This is a genomic window from Micrococcus sp. KRD026 (genome assembly GCF_017168445.1).
Lineage (GTDB): Bacteria > Actinomycetota > Actinomycetes > Actinomycetales > Micrococcaceae > Micrococcus > Micrococcus luteus.
In genome coordinates this window covers 84,326-103,821 of sequence record NZ_JABFBA010000005.1, presented here as the reverse complement: position 1 = coordinate 103,821, position 19,496 = coordinate 84,326, and the positions used below count along the sequence as shown (strand labels likewise).

The window sequence follows — 19,496 nt, the reverse complement described above, 5'->3', positions numbered from 1 at the left end:
GTTGAGGACGTCATGACGGAGCTGAGCCGCAGCGAGGACAAGCGACTGGTGCTGGCCACGGGCCGCGCCCACCCCGAGCTCGCGCAGGAGATCGCCGAGGAGCTGGGCACCGAGTTGCTCCCCATGAGCGCCTACGACTTCGCCAACGGCGAGATCTACGTGCGCTCGGGCGAGTCGGTGCGTGGCAAGGACGTGTTCATCATCCAGTCGCACCCGGCGCCGCTGAACAACCACCTCATGGAGCAGCTGATCATGGTGGACTCCATGAAGCGCGCCTCCGCCCGCCGCATCACGGTGGTCTCGCCGTTCTACCCGTACGCTCGCCAGGACAAGAAGGGCCGCGGCCGCGAGCCGATCTCGGCCCGTCTCGTCGCGGACCTGTACAGGACCGCCGGCGCCTCCCGTGTGATGAGCGTGGACCTGCACACCGCCCAGATCCAGGGCTTCTTCGACGGCCCGGTGGACCACCTGTTCGCCATCCCGCTGCTGGCGGACCACATCCGCTCCAGCGTGGAGGGCGAGGAGGTCACGGTGGTCTCCCCGGACACCGGTCGCGTGCGCGTGGCCGAGCAGTGGGCGGACCGCCTGGGCGGCGTGCCGCTGGGCTTCGTGCACAAGAGCCGGGACCTCACCGTTCCGAACAAGGCCGAGTCCAAGACCGTGGTCGGGGACGTCGAGGGCCGCGTCTGCGTGCTGATCGACGACATGATCGACACCGGCGGCACCATCGCCGGCGCCGTGCAGATCCTCAAGGACGCCGGCGCGAAGGACGTCATCATCGCCGCCACGCACGCGGTGTTCTCGGACCCGGCCGCCCAGCGTCTCGGCGAGTGCGGCGCCCGTGAGGTCGTGGTGACCAACACCCTGCCCATCCCGGAGGAGAAGCGCTTCGAGACCCTCACCGTGCTCTCGATCGCCCCGCTGATCGCCCGCGCGATCCGCGAGGTCTTCGAGGACGGCTCGGTCACCAGCCTCTTCGACGGCGTCGCCTGACCATGGCCGAGCGCGTCGAGCCGGCCCACGGGGACCACGGCGGCGCGGTCGCCGCGCCGCAGCCTCACCGTCCGCGCCTGCCGTTCTGGGCCTCCCTGCTGCTGAACGTGGTGGTGGCCATCGCGGTCGTCGCCGTGGTGCAGGCCCTGTGGGTGAAGGTGTACTCGGTGCCGTCCGGCTCGATGGAGAACACCCTCGAGGTGGGGGACCGCATGCTGGTCAACCGCACCGCCTACCCGGACGGGATGGCCGACTCCCAGGACGTGGTGGTCTTCACGGCCAACGAGGACTGGGCGCACCCCATGCCACCGGAGGGGGCCGTGGAGAACGCCGTCCGCACGTTCGGCGACCTCACCGGCATCGGCCGCTCGCACGAGCAGGCGTTGGTCAAGCGCGTGGTCGGCACCGCGGGGCAGACCGTGGAGTGCTGCACCGCCGAGGGCGCGGTGACGGTGGACGGGGAGCCCGTGGACGAGCCATACATCCACAACGACCTGCCGTTCATCCGGGACGAGCTGGACTGCGAGTCCGAGGTGATGTCCGCGCGCTGCTTCGGCCCGGTCACCGTGCCGGACGACTCGATGCTCGTGCTCGGCGACCACCGTTCGAACTCGGCCGACTCCGTGATCGCGTGCCGCGGCATCCCCGCCGACCAGGCCGGGGACTGCGCCCGCTTCGTCACCCGCGAGGACATCGTGGGCGAGGTCTTCGTGACCGTCTGGCCGCCCACGCACTGGGGCGGACACTGATCTCCTGAGGGGGCGGGGCGTCCTGGGCGCCGGCCGCCTCCGGGCCGGGCCGGTTCAGCCGGTCCTGGCCAGTTCCGCGGTGACCAGGGCGTCCATCGCCTCGTGCACCCGGGCCTCGGCGTCCTCGGGCACGGGTCCTTCGGTGCGGAGGCGGGCCACCACGTCGGCGGCCGTCCGCGGCTCGTCCAGCAGGAGCCAGACGGACGGGCCCAGACCTTCGAGCACGACCAGGCGGTCCGAGGCGAGCAGGACCAGGCGGCCGTGGTCGGTCAGGATGCCGTCGTCGACGGCGCAGCGGGACACCGCGCCCGGGGTTGCCACTCCGACGGAGGCCGAGAGCTCTTCCTCGGTGAGTGCCTCCCAGGCGGGGGTGACGGGCGTGGGCGGGGCCGCCAGGAGGCCGTCGACGACGCCCCGCAGGTCCTCGGCTTCGGCGTAGACCAGGCGTTGGGCGCCGCCGACCGCGTCGAGGACGCGGCAGAGCGTCACGAGGCCGCGGGGGAGCAGGGAGAGGGAGGAGGTCTGGGGGACGAGCGCCGCGAGCGCGGCCACGAGTTCCATGGCCTCCGCTCGCGGCGTCACCGGGCCTGCCGGATCCCGCACGCGGTCCAGCATGGCGATCCGGGCCAGTCGGGCGTCAGGAAGGGTCGGGCCGAGACCGAGGTCGTCCGGGCCGCGCTGGGTCTTCGGCCGCACTCCGCGTGCCTCCAGCACGGACAGCGGCTTGGGGTACGGGGTGACGGCCAGGCCGTCCGGGGCGATGATCGCCGTCTCGTCGGTGAGGTAGGCGAAATGGGGTCCCAGCCGGCGCGTGGCCGTCGTCTTGCCCGTCCCGGACGCCGCCACCAGGACCATCGCCGCCCCGGTGTCCGGTGCGGCGAGGCACGCGGCATGGAACAGCAGGTGGGTGCCGCGGGCGGACTCGATCGCCCGTGAGGTCGCCAGGAACACCAGGTCCTCGTGCCACTGGAGCCACGGACGCGCGGCGCCGGCGCCCCGGTGCGCATCCGCGTCGGCGGGCGGCTGCACGACCTCCACACCGCACCGGGCCCAGGACGCGATGACCTCCGCGCGCTCGTCTCCTGTGAGGCCGCTCACCGTCACGGCATCGAGACCGGTGCCGATGCGCAACGCGGTGGTCTCGCTCATGGCTTCGTCCTCCCCCTGGGCGCCGGGCATGGTTCACCCCTTCCATCCCGTGGCTGTCCGGTCAGTGTACTGAGAGCCGTGCGGGCGGCCATGGCGCCGCCCCACTGGCTGGCACGGGTCTTCGCCAGAGCCTCCCTATACTCGACACAGGTTCTCGGGCGCTGAGTGCGCCGTCCATCCGAGCTGAGGGAGGAGCCCGCATGGCAGCCCAGTCGCCCACGGCGGCGGTGACCGTGGTGATCCCGCACTACGGCGATCCGGCCCCCACCCTCGCCCTCGTCGACCGCCTGCTGACCGATCCCGGAGACGCGCTGGTCGCCGTCGTGGTCTCGGACGACGCCTCGCCCACCCGGTACCCCGAGGCGCACGATCCGCGTCTGACCGTGGTGCGCCGCGAGCGCAACGGCGGCTTCGGGGCGAACGTGAACACCGGCCTGGCCGCGGTCACCACCGAGCTGGCCCTGGTCCTCAACTCGGACGCCGAGATCACGGGGGCGCAGATCGACGCGCTGGTGGTGGCAGCCGCCCCGTATCAGCCGGCCGTGGTCAGCCCGCAGGTCGTCAACGAGGACGGCACGCCGCAGTGGTCCGGGCGGCACTTCCCGACGGTCCTGCACCAGACCGTCGAGTGGCTGACGCCGCTGGCCCGCTTCCGTCACCTGGACGTGCTTCACGAGGCCGTGGGGCACGACGTCGCGGCGGCCCGGTCCGCCTCGCCCGTGGCGGTCGACTGGGTGATGGGCGCCGTGCTGCTCCTGCCGATGGCGCAGGTCCGCGCCGTCGGCGGGTTCGACGAGGAGTACTTCATGAATTCCGAGGAGGTCGACCTGCAGCGCCGCCTGCGCGAGCGCGGCGTGCCGTCGATCGTGGTCCCGGCCGTCCGTGTGCCGCACGGGCTGCACGGCTCCTCGGACCCGCTGCGCCGGCGCGGCTGGCTGGTGGACTCCCGGTACCGCTACGCCCGGAAGTTCGGTCACCCCCGGGTCCTCAAGGCCGCGCTCACCGCGGCGACGGGGGCGAACTTCGCCGTGAACGCGCTCCGGCAGGCCCGGGGTGTGGACGTGGACGCCCGCGCCGTGCTCCGGGACGAGCACGCGCTGGTCTGGAAGGGGCAGCGCCGATGAGCGCCACCGGCTACACCGTGCCCGCGCCGCCCGACGCGCGGGGCGGCCGCTCACCGGAACGGCTGTTCCTCGTCTCGCCGGCGTTCCACGGCTACCACCGCTCCATCGCGGCGGCGTGGGCGGCCCAGGGCTTCGACGTCACGGTGCACTGCTACGACGCCTACGCCACGCTCGGCATGAAGCTGCGGAACAAGGGGCTGCTCGAGCTGCCGCAGAAGGCGGGCGTGGACCGCACGGCCGCGCGGGTCGTCTGGGACACCGGGCGGGCCGTGGCCGCGCTGCGGGAGGCCCGGCCGGACCGTGTGCTCGTCATCAAGGGGGACTCGCTGGGCGAGGCCTTCTGGTCCGAGATCCTCGAAGCGGGCCTGCCCCGCATGCTCTGGCTGTACGACGACCTCGCGCGGCACGACTACTCGATGGAGTTCCTGCGCTCCGTCGGGCCGGTGCTCAGCTACGCCCGCTCCGAGGCCGAGCTGCTGGCCGGCGGGGGCGTGGACGCCCACTACATGCCCAACGGTTTCGACCCGGCCATGGCGCTGCCCCAGGTGCCGCGGCGCGACGAGCTGGTCTTCGTGGGCTCGCGCTACCCGAACCGCGTGGAGCTGCTCTCGCGCCTGGCCGCGGCCGGGGTGCCGGTGCGCGCCTACGGGCGTCAGTGGAGCCACCACCCGGTGGACCGCCTGCGCACGTGGGAGCTGACCCGGCCGGACCTGCCGGCCGAACGGGACATCCCCCTCGAGGAGGCGTACGCCGTGCAGGCGGCCGCCGCGGGCGCCATCAACATCCACGGCCTGCAGGCCGGCCACGCGATGCGGACCTTCGAGGTGCCCGGCATGGGCGGTCTCCAGCTCGTCGATCGGGCCGACGTGGCCGAGTTCTACGTCCCGGACGAGGAGGTGCTCGTCTTCGAGGACGCGGACCACCTCATCGAGCTGGGCCGCCGGGTCGTCGCGGATCCCGCCTGGGGAGCGCGCATCCGGGAGGCCGGCCGCCGCCGGTCGCACGCGGAGCACACGTTCGCGCACCGGGCGGCCATGGCCCAGGGGTGGTGGGCATGACCGACGCGCCCCTCTTCTGGCGCTCCGAGGACCTGCCGCGCTGGCACGCGTGGCAGCGCGCCCAGTGGCCACTGACCCGGCGGGCCGCGGACACCGCGCGCTCGACCGTGCGCGGCGTGGCCGGCGCCCTGACACGCCGCCGGTTCACCGGCGACGACGTCCCGCGCCTGCTCCTGCCGGCGGGGGACGTGCACACCCTCGTCGCCCTGGAGTCCTTCGGCCCCACGCAGCTGGCCGCGCTGGCCTCGCCCGTGGCCGCCCTGGCCACGGTGCGGCCGGAGGCCGCCGCCGGGGTCGGCTGGGTGCTGCCCGCCGGTGACGCACCCGCCCTGCCCGGGGCCGCAGGCCACCGGGAGCACGCCGCCACCGCCGACGTCGTGAGGGATCGCCTGTCCGGGCTCCGCCGCGTCCTGGTGGCGGGGGAGTACCTGCCCTCGGGTCGCGCCGCCGTGCGCTGGGCCCGGCAGCGGGGGGCGCAGATCGGCGTCGTCCAGCACGGGCTGCTGGCCGTGTCCACGCCGCCCGTCCCGCAGGACGCCACCCTGTACGCCTTCACGAGCGCGGACGCGGACTGGTGGACCCAGGGCCGCGCCGATGTGGAGGCCGTCCCGGTGGGATCGGCGCTGCTGGAGCAGGCCCGCCGGACCGCGCCCGCGCTCTCGGGCGCCGGGGACGACGGCCCCGGGGTGTTCCTCGGCCAGCTGCACGGCGCCGAGCTGCCCCGCCGGGACTTCGCCGCGGCCGCCGAACAGTACGTGCGGGCCACCGGCGCCGCCTACCGCCCCCACCCGGCCGAGCGGGACCGTCTCTCCCGCGGCCAGCACGCGGCCTGGCGCAGAGCCGGTGTGCGGATCGACGACGCCGGGGCGCCCCTCGTCGCCACGCGCGGGCCCGTGGCCGCCGTCTTCTCCACCGGGATCCTCGAGGCCGCGCAGGCCGGCAGACCCGCGTGGGCCGTCCACCCGGACCCGCCCGCCTGGCTCGAGGGGTTCTGGCGGCGCTACGGCATGACCCGGTGGCGGCCCGGCCGCACCCCGGAGCCCACCCCGCCCCTGGCCTCGCCGACCGCGGACCCCGCGGCCGCGATCGCCGAGCACGTCTGGAAGGAGTCCGCGTGAGCATCCTGTGCGTCATCCCCGTGCGCGGCGGGTCCCGGGGGCTGCCCGGCAAGAACATCCGCCTCCTCGGCGGCCACCCGCTCGTGGCCTGGACCATCCAGGCCGCCCTCGAGGCGGAGGAGGACCTGCACGTGGTGGTCTCCACGGACTCGGCCGAGATCGCCGAGGTCGCCCTCCGCTACGGCGCGGACGTGCCGGGCCTGCGTCCGGCCCACCTGGCCCAGGACTCGACCCCCACCGAGCCCGTGATCGAGCACGTGCTCGCGGCCGAGCGCGCGGCCGGCGTCGAACCCGAGGGCGTGATGCTGCTCCAGGCCACCAGCCCGCTGCGCCTGCCCGGCACCCTGGACCGCGCCGTGCGGCAGTTCCGACAGACGGGGGTGGACTCGCTGGTCGGCGTCGTCCCGGTGTCCCCGTTCCTGTGGCGCCACGCCGAGGACCCCGAGGGGGAGCCGATCCCGGACTTCGACGTCACGGCGCGCAAGCGCCGGCAGGACATGTCGCGCGCCGACCTGCGGTTCCGCGAGAACGGGTCCCTCTACGTGACGCGCCCCTGGGTCTACGACCGGCTGCACAACCGGCTCGGCGGCCGGATCGGCCTGCTGGAGCTCGACGACCTCGAGGGCGTGGACATCGACACCGAGCTGGACTTCGCCCTCGCCGAGCAGCAGATGGACCAGTACCTGGCGGTCCAGAAGGTGCTCCAGCACCGCCCCGGCCTCGGTGCCCCGCACACCGCTGAGACCCCCACCACCGGCCCGAACCGCACCCCCGGAGGCGCGCAGTGATCATCGAACGCAGGCTCACCCCCTACCTCGTCTTCCCCGAGGACTCGCTCCTGGTCGCCCTGCACAAGATGACCGACAACCGCGAGCGCACCGTGTTCGTCGTGGACTCCCACGGCTTCCTCGTCGGCTCCCTGACGGACGGGGACGTGCGCCGCTGGCTCGTGGAGCATCCGGAGGCGTCGCTGGACGTGGCCGCGGCCGACGTCGCCCATCGCGACCCGGCGACGGCGCCCCTGGGCGCCTCCCCGGCCGAGATGCGCGAAGCCCTGCCCACCGGGGCGCTGCACCTGCCGCTGCTGGACGAGCGCGGCCGCCTGACGGCCCTGGCGATCAACCGGGAGGCGGAGCTGCGGATCGGCGGGCACCGGATCGGGGAGGGCCACCCGGCGTTCCTGATCGCGGAGATCGGCAACAACCACCAGGGCGACGTGGACCTGGCCCGCCGTCTCGTGGACCTGGCCGTCGAGGCGGGCGCGGACGCCGTGAAGTTCCAGCTGCGGGACATGGACGCCCTGTACCGGCAGTCCGGTGCGGCCACCGCCGGCGAGGACCTGGGGGCCCAGCGCACCCTGGACGAGCTGGCCAAGTTCTCGCTCTCCGCCGAGGACATGGTGCGGGTGTTCGACCACGTCCGGGACACCGGCGTCGCCCTGATGTGCACCCCGTGGGACGCCCCGTCCATGCGGGTGCTGCGGGAGTACCCGGTGGACGGCGTGAAGATCGCCTCGGCGGATCTGACGAACCACGGTCTGCTGCGGGACGCGGCCGCCTCCGGCCTGCCGATGGTGCTCTCCACCGGCATGTCCCGGGAGGAGGAGATCCGCGAGTCGGTGGCCCTGGTGCGCTCCTTCGGCGTCCCCTTCGCGATGCTGCACGCCCAGTCGACGTACCCCGCCCCCTACAAGGACGTGAATCTGGCCTACCTGGACCGGCTCGCGGAGATCGCGCAGACGCCGGTGGGCTACTCGGGCCACGAGCGCGGCTTCCACGTGGCGCTGGCCGCGGTGGCCCGGGGTGCCGCGATCATCGAGAAGCACTTCACCGTGGACCGGGGGCTCGAGGGCAACGACCACAAGGTCTCCCTCCTGCCGGAGGAGTTCGCGCAGATGGTCCGGCAGACCCGGGACATCGAGGAGTCGATCGGCGTCGGGACCGAGCGCGTGGTCTCCACGGGCGAGGCGATGAACCGCATCAACCTGGCCAAGTCCCTGGTGGCGGCCCGTCCGCTGCGGGTCGGCGTCACGATCACCGCCGATGACGTGATCGTGAAGTCCCCGGGCCGCGGCCTGCAGCCCAACGAGCTGCCGCGTCTGGTCGGCCGCACGCTGCACCGCGAGATGGCCGAGGGTGACTTCTTCTTCGCCGGCGACCTCACGGACTCGGTGCCCACCGGGCGCCAGTTCCAGTTCCGGCGCCCCTGGGGCCTGCCGGTGCGCTACCACGACGTCGAGGCGCTGACGAAGGACTGCACCCCGGACTTCCTGGAGTTCCACTTCTCCTACAAGGACCTCGAGATCGACATCGACTCGGTGTTCACCGAGCCCATGCCGATGGGCTTCACCACCCACCTGCCGGACATCTTCTCCGGCGACTTCCTCGTGGACCTGGCCAGCGACGACGACGCCGTGTGGGAGCGCTCGATCGCCGAGGTGCAGCGCACGATCGACATCACCCGGGACCTGAAGCGCTGGTTCCCGAACGAGGATGAGCCCATCATGGTCATCACCATGGGCGGGTTCACCCTGGACCGGCACATCCGCCCGGAGGAGCGGCTGCCCAAGTACGAGCGCATCGCCGAGGCCGTGCAGCGCCTGGACACCTCCGGCATCCGGATCGCCGCGCAGACGCTGCCGCCGTTCCCGTGGCTGATGGGCGGTCAGCAGTACCACAACCTCTTCATGGACCCGGACGACACCGTGGCGTTCGTGGAGGCCACGGGGGTGCCGCTGTGCCTGGACATCTCCCACTCCAAGCTCTCGGCCACGTTCCTGGGGATCCCCTTCTCGGAGATGGTGGAGAAGCTGGCCCCGCACACCATCCACCTGCACCTCGTGGACGCCACCGGTGTGGACGGGGAGGGACCGCAGATCGGCGAGGGCGACGTGGACTGGCCCGTGCTGTGCGAGCAGCTGGACCGCCTGGCCCCCGGGGTGAGCTTCATCCCGGAGATCTGGCAGGGCCACATCAACAACGGCGAGGGCTTCTGGACGGCCCTGGACCGCCTGGAGCAGTGGCTGTGATCCCCGAGGCCGCGAGGACCACTCCGGCCCCGCTGACGCTCTGGGTGGTGCCCGTCGCCGACCTCGGCGGCGTGGCCCGGCACGTCCTCGACGTCGCGCGCGTGGGCCTGCCCGGCCTGCGTCTGGCGGTGCTCTGCCCCGAGGGCCCGCTCGCCGAGCGCCTGCGCGGGCAGGGCGCGGCGGTGTTCACCGGGGACGTCGGGCCCGACGCCGGCCTGGCCGCCTCGGTGCGGACGCTCCGGACGGCGGTGCGCACCCTGCGCCCGGCCGCGGTCCACACGCACCTGGCCTACGCCGACCTCGCGGCCTTCACGGCGCTGGGCGCGGAGCGGGCCGTGCGGCGGCCCGGTGCACCGGCGCTGCTCAGCACCGAGCACGGGATCGCCCCGGACGACGGGTTGTACAACCGGGCCGCCGCGGCCCGGGTGAAGAACGCCGCGCACCGCGCCCGGCTGCGCGGCACGGACCTCGTGATCGCGGTGGCGCAGTCCACCGCGGACGTGCTCCGGCGTAAGTGGGGTGCGGGGGCGCCCCTCACCGTGGTGCGCAACGGGGTGGACGTGCCCCCGGTGCGCGCCGCGGCCGCGGGGCAGCGGCGCGCACCGGGGGAGGGGCTGCGGATCCTCTCCCTCTCCCGGCTGGCGCCCGAGAAGAACCTCGACCAGCTGGTGGCGGCGCTGCCCGCCCTGCTGGAGCGCGACCCCGGGACGCGGTTGACGCTGGCCGGCGCGGGTCCCCTGGAGGGGGCGCTGCGCGCCCAGGCCGAGGCGCTCGGTGTGGCGCACGCCGTCGACCTGCCCGGCTTCGTGGAGCCGTGGGGGAGCATGGCCGAGCACGACGTGCTGGTGCAGCTCTCCGCGTGGGAGAACCTCAGCTACACCCTGCTCGACGCCGCGGCCGCGGGCCTGCCCGCCGTCGCCACGGACGTGGGCGGCAACGGGGAGATCCTGCCGCCCGAGCGCCTGGTCCACGAGACCACGCCGGCGGCCATCGCCGACGCCGTCGTGCGTGCCGCCGCCGAAGGCCCGGGCGAGGTGCGCGTGGGTGACGTGGAGACCATGGCCCGGGCGGTCGCCGAGGCGACCCTCGAGGTGCTCGGGCGCCGGGTGGGGAAGGGCGGGCACCGATGACCGCGGCGAGCCCGAACGAGCCGGGGGCGGCCTCGGTGGCCCCGGCCGAGAAGCGAGTGCCGGGACCTCGGTTCCGGGAGCTGGACGGTCTTCGGGGGATCGCGGCGCTGGCCGTGGTGTTCTCGCACTTCGGCGGTACGCACAATTTCCACTACCGCGACGATCCCCCCGCTTTTCATGACTTCGTCTGGGGTGGCACGGGGGTCCAGCTGTTCTTCATGATCAGCGGTTTCGTGATCCTCATGACCGCGCGCCGGGCCTCGCGTCCCAGCGATTTCGTCATCTCCCGAGCCGCCCGGCTGTACCCGCCGTACTGGCTCTCGCTTGCATTCGCCGTGGTGATCCTCGCCCTCGTTCAGGTGCCGGGGTACTCGCTGAGTCCGGGGCAGATCATCGTCAACCTCACGATGGTCCAACGATGGTTGCTGGTCGACGATGTGGTCGACGTCTACTGGACCCTGGCGGTCGAGATGCAGTTCTACGCACTTGTCTTGACCCTCCTCATCCTCAGCCGGTGTCGCCTGTCGGACCGTCTGGTCCTGTGGGCATGCCTGGGTTGGTCTGTGTTGTCCTGGACGGTGGTGGCTGTGACGTCACAGGCCGCGGCGCCACGCCCAGCGGGGGACCCCACGTGGGTCAAACTCGTCAACAACATCACTGTTGCCGAGTATGCGCCCATGTTCGTCCTGGGCATGGTGGTGTTCCTGGCACGGGAGACGGGTCGCCACCGACGAGCGGTGGCCGCAGCCTATCTATCGGCTGTCGTGAGCCCCTTCGTCTTGCGCGACATGACCCTTGGGCTCTGGGTGCTGGCAGCAGCGACCCTGTTCACTGCTGTGGCCCTCCGACGAAGGACGTGGCTCCTCACAACGCCGCCCTTCCAGTTCTACGGCCGGATCAGCTACTCCTTGTACATCATCCACGTCATTCCCGGTTATCTGGTCATCCATGCTCTATGGCCGTACGTAGGCCGGAACATGGCCATGCTCGTGGCCTTGGCCGTGGTCTCCGTGCTCGCCTGGGCCCTGCAGAAGTACGGCGAGGAGCACCTCGGCCGCGCGGCCAAGCGGGGGCTGACCCGCGTCCGCTCCGTCGTGGAAGCGCGGACCGGACATCCCCGATCCCTGGAGCCGGCCCGATGAACGGACGCATCTGGATCCTGGCGAACCAGGGTGAGGTGGGCGGCGGCGAGGTGATGCTGCACCACCTCGCCACGGCCCTGCGCGAGATCGGGCGGGACGTGGGCGTCGTGGCCCCGGCACACCCGGCCGAGACCGCCGATCGCCTGGCCGCGGACGGCTTCGACGTGGTCCGACTGGGTGGGCCCGGACGCCTGGGGTACCTGCGCGCCCTCCGGGCCTGGGACCGTGGTCGTGGCGAGGACGACATCGCGTGGTGCAACGGGCTGCTGCCGGCCACGGCGCTGGCCGGCCGGCCGCGCCGGATCGTGCACCTGCATCAGGTGCCCGAGAAGCCGCTTCTGCGCGTGTTCTCCGCCCTGGCACGTCCCGGCGCGCTCGCGGTCCTCGTGCCGTCCCGATTCGCGGCGGACCGCATCCGCGGGGCCCGCGTGCTCCACAACTGGGTTCCGGCCCCGACGGCGCCGCAGGCAGTGCGGGCCCGCGATCCCGGTGAGCCGGTGACCGTGGGCTTCCTTGGCCGACTGTCCGAGGACAAGGGCATCGTCACCCTGCTGGAGGCCGCCGCGCTGCTGCGGAGGACCGACCCGGGTGCTTTCGTGTTCCGCATCGCGGGGGAGAGTCGATTCGTGGCGGAGGATGAGGCCGACCGGCTCGCCACCGCCCTGAAGGCAGCCGGTGAGGACGTCCAGGTGCTCGGCTGGCAGGACACCGGCGAGTTCCTGGCCTCCGTGGACGTGCTGGCCGTGCCGTCGCATGTGGCGGAGTCCTTCGGCTTGGTGGCGGCGGAGGCAATGGCCTCTGGGGTACCCGTGGCGGTGTCGGAGGCCGGCGCACTACCCGAGGTGGTCGGCAGCGCGCACCCCTTCGTTGTTCCGCAGCGGGACGCTGCCGCGCTTGCGGGCTGCCTGCGGGCCGTGCGCGCGGTCGATCTGGGCGCGGTAACCCACTCCCAGCGGCACCGCTGGGAGTCGCTGTTCTCACCCGAGGCCGGCCGCGCCGCCGTCGCCGAGCTCCTGGATGACCTGTCCCTATGACCCCCGCGGAGGACTCATGACCGAGACGCCCCTGACCCCCGAGGCCAGCGTGATCGTCCCCAGCCGGGGCGGCGCCCAGCGGCTGCCGCGCCTGATCGGCGCCCTCGCCGCGCAGGAGGACGCCCCGCCGTTCGAGGTCCACGTGGTCGTGGACGGGGATGTGGACGGGTCGAAAGCGGTGCTCGCGCAGTTGGCCGCAGAGCATCCGGGGCTGGACCTGAGCTGGACCGTTTTCGGCGAGAACCGCGGACGGGTCGCCGCGCTCAACGGCGGCGCCGACGCGACGTCCGGACGCATCCTCATCCGCGCGGACGACGATCTCGAGCCCGGACCCTACTACATCCGGGACCACGTGGCCGCGCACTCGGGCGGGCCGCGCGGCGTGATCGGATTGACGGCCAACGTCCTCCCGGACTCCGCCTATCAGCGCGTCTACGGTGATGCCCAGGACGTCCTGCACCGCGAGCACGCGTATGCGCTGCCGGCGGATCAGCAGTGGCGGCACTGGGCGGGCAACGTGTCCGTCCCCCGTGCCCTGCACGAGCAGATCGGCGGTTACGACCCCGACTACCGCCGCTATGGCTGGGAGGACGTGGACTTCGGCTACCGCCTTCACGTCGCCGGGTATCCGGTGGAGATCCGGCCGGAGCTGGAGACCCGTCACCACGCGGCGGCGGTCACCACCTACACCAAGGCGCGCCGGGCTCTGCATTCCGGGTCCGCCCGGCAGATCTTCATCGCCAAGCACGGGGCGGACGCACTCGGCGGGGACCGCGCCCCGGGCGGGCCGTGGGGCGCCGCCGTGCGGGCGGTGGCTGCTCTGAGCACGGAGCGCACGATCCAGTACGGCTCCGCCGTCGTCGAGCGTGCCGCTGTCGTGTTGCCAGCCCCGGTCGCACGAAAACTGATCGCCTTGCAGGTCGAAGCCGCCGCGGAGACCGGACGCACCCGGCCGGGACGTGCCCGCCGACAGTTCTGAGGGGAGCACCATGATCGACATGACACGCGGCCGGATCGCCATCGCCCACGACTACCTCACCCAGAAGGGCGGGGCGGAACGGGTGGTGCTCGCCCTGCATCGGCTGTGGCCGGACGCGCCCATCTACACGACGTTCTACGACGCCGAAGGCACGTTCCCAGAATTCAAGGACGCGCACATCATCACCTCACCCCTCAACCGGGTGGGGCTGCTGCGAAAGGACCCGCGGCGGGCACTGCCGCTGCTGCCCCTGGCCTCCTCACTGATGCACGTGAAGGAGCCGATCGCCGTCGTCTCGACGTCCGGCTGGGCGCACGGATTCCGCTACGACGGCGCCACGCTCGTCTACTGCCACACCCCCGCGCGCTGGGTGTACCTGCTGGACGACTACCTGGGCGAGGGCGGCCGGGACAGCATCAAGGGCCGGATCGCCCGCGTGCTGCGCCCGGGTCTGCGCAGGTGGGACCGCGCGGCCGTTCGGCGTCGATCACGCTATGTAGCCAACTCCACGGTGGTGAAGGAGCGGATCGAAGTCGTCTACGGGCTCGACGGCGTGGACCTCGTGTTCCCGCCGCACTCCGTGAGCACGGAGGGCCCGCAGGAGCCGATCCCGGGCGCCGAACGGCTGGCGGAGGACGGTTTCCTGCTGTCGGTCGCGCGGCTCATGCCGTACAAACACGTGGACGTGGCGATCGAGGCCGCGGCCCGTGCTGGACGGCCGCTCGTGGTGATTGGTAAGGGCCCCGAGGAGGCCCGGCTGCGGGCAATGGCAGGGGAGGACGTGGTGTTCGGCCAGGACCTCACCGACGCGCAGCTGCGGTGGGCGTACGCGCACGCGACGGCACTGATCGCCGCGAGCCACGAGGACTTCGGGATCACGCCGCTCGAGGCGAGTGCGTGGGGCGTGCCCACCGTGGCGCTGCGGGCCGGCGGCTACCTGGACACCATCGTGGAAGGCGTCAACGGCTTGTTCGTGCAGGAGCCGACGGTGGAGGCGGTGGCCGAGGGGGTGGAACGTCTGCTGGCGCATGACTGGGACCGGGCAGCGATGCAGGCGCACGCCGAACGGTTCTCCGAGGGCGCGTTCGCTCGGTGTATGCGTGATTTAGCCGGGGGCTGCTGAACACGGCCCTACTGGTGGTGAGCCGCGAATGGCGCCCTACCGACGGATCCAACGTTTGAACGTCCTCTTCGCGCGGTCGACATGGCGGTAGGAATGGCGGTAGTACGCCAACTGCGTCTCGGCCGCGTTCAACTGCTCGATGAGAGATACCTCTTCCCCCGTGTAGAGGTCAGAGTTCTCCGATCGGACTAGTGCTTTCGCCCGCGTACTTTGCCGGACGTCGATGCGCCCCGCTGTGACTTGATGGTCGCCCAAATGCCGTCGCACGGTCGGTTCATCCAGGATTTTGACGACGCCTCCGAGTCGAAGGATGCGCATCCAGAAGACCCAGTCCTCCCCCATGCTCAACCCCTCCGGGAACCCTCTGGCCATCTCCCAGGCTGACCGACGAAACAGTGATGCCGTGGCCAACAAGGAGTAATCACGCATGGATTCTCGAGTGACAGTCTCTTCAGGGGCTGGCTGGAGGGTCTCCACACCGCCGCATTCTTCATACGCGGCCCCCGTGACGATGGCGACGGTGTCATCCGTATCCATAACATCGGCCATCCTCCGCGGTGCCCACGGCAAAACCTCGTCGTCGCTATCCAGGGCGATGACGTAGGGGGTTGACAAGAGCGCAATCCCGGAGTTCCTCGCGGCGCTTACCCCTCCATTCGGCTGGCGGTGGACTGTGAACCCTTCGCGCCGGAGCTCGTCCAGTGCGGTGCGTGTGGCACTGTTCGTGCTGCCATCGTCCACGACGATGATCGAACCGCGGGATCCAAGGGCGACGTACGCGCTACGGGCCGCCTTCAACACCAGTCCACCTGTGTTAAAGACTGGAATCACGATGCCGACTCGCTGCTCTATCGTGCCGCTGTCACAGGGGGACGTCACCATGACCACGAGTCTAGTGACTCGACACGACCCGTGGCGCGTGCGAGGCGTATCCAGGTGCAGTCGATTCAGATGTGAATCTGAGGGGCAGTGCCAATTACAACGTAGACTCATGACAGCGGTAGAAAAGCCCCGTCAGATGCCACTCGCGAAAGCTAAGTGGCTGGAACCCAGCCAATCCCGTAGGCAGGAGTGCTCCGTGAGCGAATCAGCCCCGTCTCGTGAGTCGCCCCCCGAGGGCGTGGACCGAGTCACCATCGTCATCCCGACTTTTAACGACGACCCGGAGCATCTTCGAACTTCGGTGGATTCAGCGGTGGTTCAGACATGGGGCAACCTGGAGGTCATAGTCGTCGACGATGGATCCACGCGCGAGGACACCAGGCGAGCCCTGGCACAACTGCCGGCCGAGGTCCGCGTAATTCGCCAGCCCAACGGAGGTGTCGGGTCGGCGAGGAACACGGGAATCGCCGCGGCATCGGGGGACATCATCGTCTGCTTGGACGCTGACGATCGGATCGACCCTCACTACGTCGCTGAGGCGGTCCGCACTTTGGGGCAGACGGGCACAGTGGTGGCATTCCCATTCTGCGTCACTTTTGGTGCCGTGGCTGGAGAGCAGCCGACCGCGCCTGAAGTAGATGCGGTCGATGCCTTGCGGGGGTCGGGCATCTTCCCCCCGTCAGCGTTCCGGAAGTCTCGCTGGGAGGAGATCGGGGGGTTCTATACGGGCGACCCTGCCGCTCAGGAGGACTGGGAATTCTGGACCCGCATGCTCCGCGACGGTGGCTTCGCGCGCCGGGTTCCCTCGGCCGTCTTCCACTGGAGGATCCGCGAAAATTCTCGGAGTTCAATCGTGCATCTGGCCGCCACGCGTGCGGCGGTGGTGGAGGCCAACCACGGACACGAGGCCAAGATGCTCGCCATTGCTCTCAAAGCCCTCGACGAGGCACAGGCGAAGCTCGAGGTACAGAAGGCCGAGCTGGCCGTGTGGGGCCGGCGTACGGCTCCGGCGAGGGCGCTTGTTTCCCGGGCTCGTTGCGTGGGATCGAGAATCCGCACCCTGGTGGGCGGACGGCGATGAGCCACCCAGGTAGCGATCATCGCCCGTCCCAGAGCGAGAACCCGAGCGGGCGATTCTCGGTAGTCATCCCCACTCTTCAGCGGTCCGATGACCTCGATGCGATCGTGAAACAGTGCGCCGCGCACCCCTTGGTGTTTGAAGTTCTGGTTATCAACAACTCGCCGCGTCCTCTTGTGTGGGAGTCTGCGAAGGTCCGCGTCCTGCAGCAGGAACGCAACATCTACGTCAACCCAGCATGGAACCTCGGTGCCAGGGAAGCGCGGGGGGAATTCTTGGCTATCGTGAACGACGACGTGCGCTTCGATGACCTAGCCTTCGATCTCGCCGCGCGCGGGCTCCGCTGGTTTGGTGTAGTGGGCCCGGATCGTTCCTGTTTTTCCTTGGGCCGTTTGAAACATCCACGGTTGCGACTGGCCCGCCGGTCCACGACGCTCTTCGGCTTCGGGACGTTTATGTGCATGCGGCGGGACAACTACCACCCTATTCCGGAGGAGATGCGCATCTGGGGCGGGGATGACTGGCTGATCCTGCAGCAGGGAAAACCTCCGGGAGCGCTCGTTGGTGTCCCGTTCGCCACCGAAATGGGGACCACTACGCAGTCCCCGGAAGCGCAACAGCTACGCACCGAAGAGCAAGCAGTCGCCGACCGCATCCTGCCGGATTTAGAGGGGACTCGGTGGTGGCATCGGTGGTTGCGCGGTGTGGAAATTCTGCGTGAGGCCCGTCATCGCCTAGCTGGGCTCACGCGTCGTTAACGCCGAAAGTCGGAGAGGTAGTATCCGTGATACTGACACCGTTAAAGAAGGCAAAGCACACCGCATACCTTTTAACAAAAAGCGGTAACCGGGCCGCTCGTGCGGCCCGATTCGTAGGTTTAGACGCTGCTGCTCGAATGGCGACTGTTATCCCGCGCACTCGATCGTATGACTTTGACCGAAGCCGCTACCGGCGATCCTTCTTGAACCGGGTTGCGATCGAGCCGGGCGGCCCCTCGGAGTTGCCGTCCCGCGTGTTCGTGATCTGGGCCGGAGAGAACCCGATGACGCCCAACCGGATACGCAACTTCGAAAGGCTTCGCAGCGTTATCGGACTACCCGTGGAGCTGGTGACACCTCAAACAATCCACCGATGGATCGTGGACGGCCACCCGCTGCACTCCGCGTATGAACATCTCTCGCTGGTGCATCGATCTGATTATCTGCGCGCGTACCTGATGCATCATCACGGTGGCGGATATTGCGACCTCAAAGCGCCACTCCACTCTTGGGCCCCGGTCTTAGGAGCCATGCAACCGGACCGGTCGACATGGGTCACCGGATTTCAGGAATTGTCGTCCGCCGCAGTGACACGTCTCCCGGGTCGGCTTGGGCTGGACCTGGCCCTCAATCACCGAAGCTTGGTGGGAACGAGCGCGTTCCTCGTGCGGTCTCACACTCCTCTTACTGCAGAGTGGCTAGCGGAGGTCGAACGACGCCTGGATTATTTCGAGCCCCAGGCAGTGGAATATCCGGGAGGTATCCGAGGAGAAGTGGTCGGCTACCCGGTGTCCTGGACGGACATTTTAGGGAAGGTCTTCCAGCCCCTTCAATTGAAGTACCTCGACCACATCCGCGTCGATGATCGGTTACTCCTCGAGTTCGAGAACTACCAGTAAGTTGCCGCCACGAGCCCGTCGCGAGGTCAGTGCTGACCAGAGCGGAGCAAGTCGATCAGGTACGCGCCGTACCCTGACTTCACGAGCGGCTCTGCGCGCTCGCGCAGCTCGTCGTCGGTGAGAAGGCCCTGCCGCCAGGCGACCTCCTCGGGGGAGCCGACCTTGAGGCCCTGACGGGACTCGATGGTGCGGATGAAGTTGGACGCATCGTTCAGGTCGTGGAAGGTGCCAGTGTCCAGCCATGCGGTGCCGCGGGGGAGGACCTCTACGTTCAGGGTGCCGCGTTCCAGATAGGCGCGGTTCACATCGGTGATCTCGAGTTCGCCGCGCGCCGACGGCTTGAGGCCCTTCGCGATCTCGACGACGTCGTTGTCGTAGAAGTAGAGGCCTGGCACCGCATAGTTGCTCTTGGGCTCTTTAGGCTTTTCCTCAAGTGAGATGGCCTTGCCGGCGTCGTCGAACTCCACCACGCCGTAGGCGCTGGGGTCCGCCACCCAGTAGCCGAACACGGTGGCTCCGTCGACCTGGGTGTGTCGGCGTAGCTGCTGGCCCATGCCGGGGCCGTAGAAGATGTTGTCCCCCAGGACGAGCGCCACGTGGTCGCCCCCGATGTGTTTCTCGCCCAGGAGGAAGGCCTGTGCGAGGCCGTCCGGGGAGGGTTGCTGGACGTAGCTCAGCGAGATCCCGAACTGTGAGCCGTCGCCCAGGAGCCGCTGGAACTGCTGCGCGTCGTGCGGGGTGGTGATCACCAGGATGTCGCTGATCCCCGCCAAGATCAGCGTGGAGAGCGGGTAGTAGATCATCGGCTTGTCATACACCGGCACGAGCTGCTTCGAGATGCCGTGCGTGATGGGGTGCAACCGGGAGCCGGTGCCGCCGGCCAGGATGATGCCCTTCATGGGGTCGAGTCTAGGTGTTGTGGGTCATGAGGTTCTTGACATGGGTACCGGGCTGAGATGAGACGAGTGGGCCTCTCCCGCAGGAGGGCGTGTCAGATGGTCTGTGTAAGCCGTACCGAGAGGAACGGTAAGAATCATGACCATGATCGACGAGAAGAACCCAGGCGAGCCCTCGGGCCAGGACCTGGTCGAGCAGCTGAAAGCCTCAGGGCAGCTTGATTCCCTGTTCGCGCAGATCGACGCGGGCGGCGTCGAGCTCACCGGTGACGGCGGGTTCGTGCCCGCGCTGGTCAAGGCCGCGCTCGAGCGGGGCCTGCAGGCCGAGCTGACCAGCCATCTGGGCTACGAGAAGG

18 protein-coding genes and 1 pseudogene are annotated in these 19,496 nt (G+C 70.2%); 16 read left to right on the top strand and 3 right to left on the bottom strand.

The window, feature by feature from the left end:
- Positions 1 to 12: 12 nt before the first annotated feature.
- The gene (locus J1M40_RS01875; protein WP_070709768.1) at positions 13 to 993 is read left to right on the top strand and encodes a ribose-phosphate diphosphokinase; all 981 of its coding nucleotides are present in this window, start codon (positions 13 to 15) and stop codon (positions 991 to 993) included.
- A 2-nt stretch (positions 994 to 995) separates the two neighbouring features.
- The gene (gene lepB, locus J1M40_RS01870) at positions 996 to 1,742 is read left to right on the top strand and encodes a signal peptidase I (RefSeq protein WP_070709771.1); all 747 of its coding nucleotides are present in this window, start codon (positions 996 to 998) and stop codon (positions 1,740 to 1,742) included.
- A 54-nt stretch (positions 1,743 to 1,796) separates the two neighbouring features.
- Here the strand turns inward: lepB and J1M40_RS01865 are convergent, their stop codons facing one another.
- The gene (locus tag J1M40_RS01865; RefSeq protein ID WP_206450407.1) at positions 1,797 to 2,891 is read right to left on the bottom strand and encodes a PqqD family peptide modification chaperone; all 1,095 of its coding nucleotides are present in this window, start codon (positions 2,889 to 2,891) and stop codon (positions 1,797 to 1,799) included.
- 200 nt (positions 2,892 to 3,091) lie between these two features.
- On the opposite strand from J1M40_RS01865, the gene J1M40_RS01860 reads away from it, so the two are divergent.
- Genes J1M40_RS01860 through J1M40_RS01815 form a run of 10 tightly spaced genes read left to right on the top strand, consistent with a single transcriptional unit; the run spans position 3,092 to position 14,627 of the window.
- Positions 3,092 to 4,015 carry a glycosyltransferase family 2 protein gene (locus tag J1M40_RS01860; RefSeq protein WP_206450406.1) on the top strand — a complete coding sequence of 308 codons (924 nt, stop codon included), beginning with the start codon at positions 3,092 to 3,094 and terminating at the stop codon, positions 4,013 to 4,015.
- A complete protein-coding gene (locus J1M40_RS01855; RefSeq protein ID WP_144820036.1) occupies positions 4,012 to 5,073 on the top strand; it encodes a glycosyltransferase in 1,062 nt (353 codons plus the stop codon). The genes J1M40_RS01860 and J1M40_RS01855 overlap by 4 nt, the downstream gene beginning before the upstream one ends.
- Positions 5,070 to 6,191, top strand: coding sequence for an RNA-binding protein (locus J1M40_RS01850; RefSeq protein WP_144820035.1), 1,122 nt, complete (start codon positions 5,070 to 5,072; stop codon positions 6,189 to 6,191). The genes J1M40_RS01855 and J1M40_RS01850 overlap by 4 nt, the downstream gene beginning before the upstream one ends.
- Positions 6,188 to 6,979, top strand: coding sequence for an acylneuraminate cytidylyltransferase family protein (locus tag J1M40_RS01845; RefSeq protein WP_161787928.1), 792 nt, complete (start codon positions 6,188 to 6,190; stop codon positions 6,977 to 6,979). The genes J1M40_RS01850 and J1M40_RS01845 overlap by 4 nt, the downstream gene beginning before the upstream one ends.
- On the top strand, positions 6,976 to 9,219 hold the full coding sequence (locus J1M40_RS01840; protein ID WP_206450405.1) for an N-acetylneuraminate synthase family protein: 2,244 nt from the start codon (positions 6,976 to 6,978) through the stop codon (positions 9,217 to 9,219). The genes J1M40_RS01845 and J1M40_RS01840 overlap by 4 nt, the downstream gene beginning before the upstream one ends.
- The gene (locus tag J1M40_RS01835; protein WP_342356872.1) at positions 9,210 to 10,349 is read left to right on the top strand and encodes a glycosyltransferase; all 1,140 of its coding nucleotides are present in this window, start codon (positions 9,210 to 9,212) and stop codon (positions 10,347 to 10,349) included. Before J1M40_RS01840 ends, J1M40_RS01835 begins: the two co-directional genes overlap by 10 nt.
- Entirely contained in the window at positions 10,346 to 11,491 is a 1,146-nt protein-coding gene (locus J1M40_RS01830; protein ID WP_052007159.1) for an acyltransferase, read from the top strand. Before J1M40_RS01835 ends, J1M40_RS01830 begins: the two co-directional genes overlap by 4 nt.
- A complete protein-coding gene (locus tag J1M40_RS01825; protein WP_206450404.1) occupies positions 11,488 to 12,525 on the top strand; it encodes a glycosyltransferase family 4 protein in 1,038 nt (345 codons plus the stop codon). The genes J1M40_RS01830 and J1M40_RS01825 overlap by 4 nt, the downstream gene beginning before the upstream one ends.
- A 16-nt stretch (positions 12,526 to 12,541) precedes the next feature.
- Positions 12,542 to 13,504, top strand: a complete 963-nt coding sequence (locus J1M40_RS01820; protein WP_136940085.1) for a glycosyltransferase family 2 protein — start codon at positions 12,542 to 12,544, stop codon at positions 13,502 to 13,504.
- Positions 13,505 to 13,514: 10 nt separating this feature from the next.
- Positions 13,515 to 14,627: a glycosyltransferase gene (locus J1M40_RS01815; RefSeq protein WP_240756407.1), complete on the top strand. Its 1,113-nt coding sequence runs from the start codon at positions 13,515 to 13,517 to the stop codon at positions 14,625 to 14,627.
- A 36-nt stretch (positions 14,628 to 14,663) separates the two neighbouring features.
- On the opposite strand, the gene J1M40_RS01810 is transcribed toward J1M40_RS01815, so the two are convergent.
- Positions 14,664 to 15,509 (bottom strand): glycosyltransferase family 2 protein, encoded by an 846-nt coding sequence (locus J1M40_RS01810; protein ID WP_141762489.1) that lies wholly within the window; start codon positions 15,507 to 15,509, stop codon positions 14,664 to 14,666.
- 196 nt (positions 15,510 to 15,705) lie between these two features.
- Here J1M40_RS01810 and J1M40_RS01805 point away from each other — a divergent pair, with 196 nt between their 5' ends.
- The 3 genes from J1M40_RS01805 (at position 15,706) to J1M40_RS01795 (ending at position 18,244) form a co-directional block, all read left to right on the top strand.
- A complete protein-coding gene (locus J1M40_RS01805; protein ID WP_168167984.1) occupies positions 15,706 to 16,590 on the top strand; it encodes a glycosyltransferase family 2 protein in 885 nt (294 codons plus the stop codon).
- Positions 16,587 to 17,345, top strand: a complete 759-nt coding sequence (locus tag J1M40_RS01800) for a glycosyltransferase family 2 protein (RefSeq protein ID WP_070708701.1) — start codon at positions 16,587 to 16,589, stop codon at positions 17,343 to 17,345. The genes J1M40_RS01805 and J1M40_RS01800 overlap by 4 nt, the downstream gene beginning before the upstream one ends.
- Before the next feature lie 254 nt (positions 17,346 to 17,599).
- Positions 17,600 to 18,244: a hypothetical protein gene (locus J1M40_RS01795; RefSeq protein ID WP_185194668.1), complete on the top strand. Its 645-nt coding sequence runs from the start codon at positions 17,600 to 17,602 to the stop codon at positions 18,242 to 18,244.
- A gap of 26 nt (positions 18,245 to 18,270) precedes the next feature.
- Here the strand turns inward: J1M40_RS01795 and rfbA are convergent, their stop codons facing one another.
- Positions 18,271 to 19,143, bottom strand: a complete 873-nt coding sequence (rfbA, locus tag J1M40_RS01790; protein ID WP_070708700.1) for a glucose-1-phosphate thymidylyltransferase RfbA — start codon at positions 19,141 to 19,143, stop codon at positions 18,271 to 18,273.
- A gap of 142 nt (positions 19,144 to 19,285) precedes the next feature.
- Between rfbA and J1M40_RS01785 the strand changes: the two are divergent.
- A pseudogene (locus J1M40_RS01785) lies at positions 19,286 to 19,496 on the top strand (IS256 family transposase); the annotation flags it as partial.

Bases quoted from the DNA above. Each gene is read 5' to 3' on its own strand.
- J1M40_RS01875 (WP_070709768.1), top strand. From the start codon at position 13: ATGACGGAGCTGAGCCGCAGCGAGGACAAGCGACTGGTGCTGGCCACG.
- lepB (WP_070709771.1), top strand. From the start codon at position 996: ATGGCCGAGCGCGTCGAGCCGGCCCACGGGGACCACGGCGGCGCGGTC.
- J1M40_RS01865 (WP_206450407.1), bottom strand. From the start codon at position 2,891: ATGAGCGAGACCACCGCGTTGCGCATCGGCACCGGTCTCGATGCCGTG.
- J1M40_RS01860 (WP_206450406.1), top strand. From the start codon at position 3,092: ATGGCAGCCCAGTCGCCCACGGCGGCGGTGACCGTGGTGATCCCGCAC.
- J1M40_RS01855 (WP_144820036.1), top strand. From the start codon at position 4,012: ATGAGCGCCACCGGCTACACCGTGCCCGCGCCGCCCGACGCGCGGGGC.
- J1M40_RS01850 (WP_144820035.1), top strand. From the start codon at position 5,070: ATGACCGACGCGCCCCTCTTCTGGCGCTCCGAGGACCTGCCGCGCTGG.
- J1M40_RS01830 (WP_052007159.1), top strand. From the start codon at position 10,346: ATGACCGCGGCGAGCCCGAACGAGCCGGGGGCGGCCTCGGTGGCCCCG.
- J1M40_RS01825 (WP_206450404.1), top strand. From the start codon at position 11,488: ATGAACGGACGCATCTGGATCCTGGCGAACCAGGGTGAGGTGGGCGGC.
- J1M40_RS01820 (WP_136940085.1), top strand. From the start codon at position 12,542: ATGACCGAGACGCCCCTGACCCCCGAGGCCAGCGTGATCGTCCCCAGC.
- J1M40_RS01815 (WP_240756407.1), top strand. From the start codon at position 13,515: ATGATCGACATGACACGCGGCCGGATCGCCATCGCCCACGACTACCTC.
- J1M40_RS01810 (WP_141762489.1), bottom strand. From the start codon at position 15,509: ATGGTGACGTCCCCCTGTGACAGCGGCACGATAGAGCAGCGAGTCGGC.
- J1M40_RS01800 (WP_070708701.1), top strand. From the start codon at position 16,587: ATGAGCCACCCAGGTAGCGATCATCGCCCGTCCCAGAGCGAGAACCCG.
- rfbA (WP_070708700.1), bottom strand. From the start codon at position 19,143: ATGAAGGGCATCATCCTGGCCGGCGGCACCGGCTCCCGGTTGCACCCC.